The organism is Mesotoga sp. HF07.pep.5.2.highcov (assembly GCF_003666285.1).
Classification (GTDB): Bacteria; Thermotogota; Thermotogae; order Petrotogales; family Kosmotogaceae; genus Mesotoga; species Mesotoga prima.
In genome coordinates this window covers 1-1,504 of record NZ_JFHJ01000489.1, presented here as the reverse complement: position 1 = coordinate 1,504, position 1,504 = coordinate 1, and the positions used below count along the sequence as shown (strand labels likewise).

The window sequence follows — 1,504 nt, the reverse complement described above, 5'->3', positions numbered from 1 at the left end:
ACGCTCGGAGATTTCTTCGATGTTCCGGAGTCGAAGAAGGCGATATCGATCTTCCATCTGCTCACGCACACTTCAGGTATGCAGCCATATTCCGAGGCATGGCGAGAGTTTAAGGGACGTGAATTGCTGAAATCAATCATAGATCTCGAACCTGAAACCTCGCCGATGGAACAGATAAACTATTCATGCCTGAACTTCATAACTCTCATGGCCATTGTAGAGAAAGTCACTTCTGTGAAATTCGACGAGTTCTGTTCACAACAGATTTTCGAACCGCTCGGGATGAATTCGACCACATATCTGCCGAAGAGCTTAGATCACGTGGCGCCGACAAGCGAACGGGAAGGAAAGGTTCTAAGAGGGTTGCCGGATGACGAACTTGCGTATTATCTCGGTGGAGTGAGCGGAAATGCCGGCGTTTTTTCATCGGTTGAAGATCTTTTCAAGTTCGTCTCCAGTCTTATGTATGCTAGACTGGTACCTTCCAGGGTCTTTGAAACGTTCATATCTGAAACAGTATCGATAGGTGAAAGCAAACGGCATCTAGGCTGGATGGCACCTGCAAGAGGTTCCAGTGCAGGTGACATGCTTGGAGAAGAGGCTTTTGGACACACCGGCTTTACCGGAACGTCGATCTGGGTCGATCCACTTACGGGACTATTCGTTATTATGCTGTCCAACCGAACCAATATCAGCAGGCGGGATACGATACCGCAGATTCAGCAGATCAGAAGACGCCTGCACAACCTTGTCTTCGGGAGCCTCGGATGATCTGGAATGAGATAAGAGATCTTCTCTCCAGCGGAACAAGAAGCATTCTCGGAGTCATGTCGGGAACGTCGGCCGACGGTTTGGAGCTTGCAATTGTTAATTGTTCCGGGAGCGGAAAGTCCATGAAGGTGAAGCTTCTCGAGCACTCTTCCGTTCAGTTCGAGTCGAGTTTCCACGATGAAATAGTGAAAACTTTCGACCCTTCGCTTTCTGGTGTGGACAGAGTCAATTCGATGAACTTCCTCATCGGGAAAAGACATGCGGATGCAATCAAGTCTTTTCTAAATGGAACGGAAGTCAAGGTTGACGCAATCGCTTACCACGGACAAACCGTTTACCACGATCCCGCAGTGCATGCCACTCTTCAGATTGGTGAAGCGGACATCGTGTCGTCCGAGACTGGCCTTCCGGTGGTCTTTGATTTCAGGAAGAAGGACATGGTCTTCGGGGGTGAGGGAGCGCCTATCATTCCTTATTTCGACTGGATCTATTTTGAAAGCGGCATCTACGCAGTAAATTTAGGTGGTATAGCGAACGTTAGCTATGTGGCCGAGAAGCTTGAAGACATGAAAGCCTTCGACACAGGTCCCGCCAACTGCCTGATAGATTTAGTAGCAAAAAGGTATTTCAACATGGAGTTTGACGAAGGGGGCAAGATCGCCGCCCGGGGCTCAGTCGACAGCGCGATACTCGACGTTCTCATAGAGAGAGACCGAAGATATTTTGAGAGGCA

At 49.1% G+C, this 1,504-nt stretch carries 2 protein-coding genes; both read left to right on the top strand.

The window, feature by feature from the left end; all coding sequences use genetic code 11:
* On the top strand, nucleotides 1-771 hold a 771-nt coding region (locus BG32_RS10370; RefSeq protein ID WP_147434948.1), incomplete at its 5' end, for a serine hydrolase.
* A partial coding sequence (locus BG32_RS10365; protein WP_121526792.1) for an anhydro-N-acetylmuramic acid kinase occupies nucleotides 768-1,504 on the top strand: 737 nt, incomplete at its 3' end. The genes BG32_RS10370 and BG32_RS10365, both read left to right, overlap by 4 nt.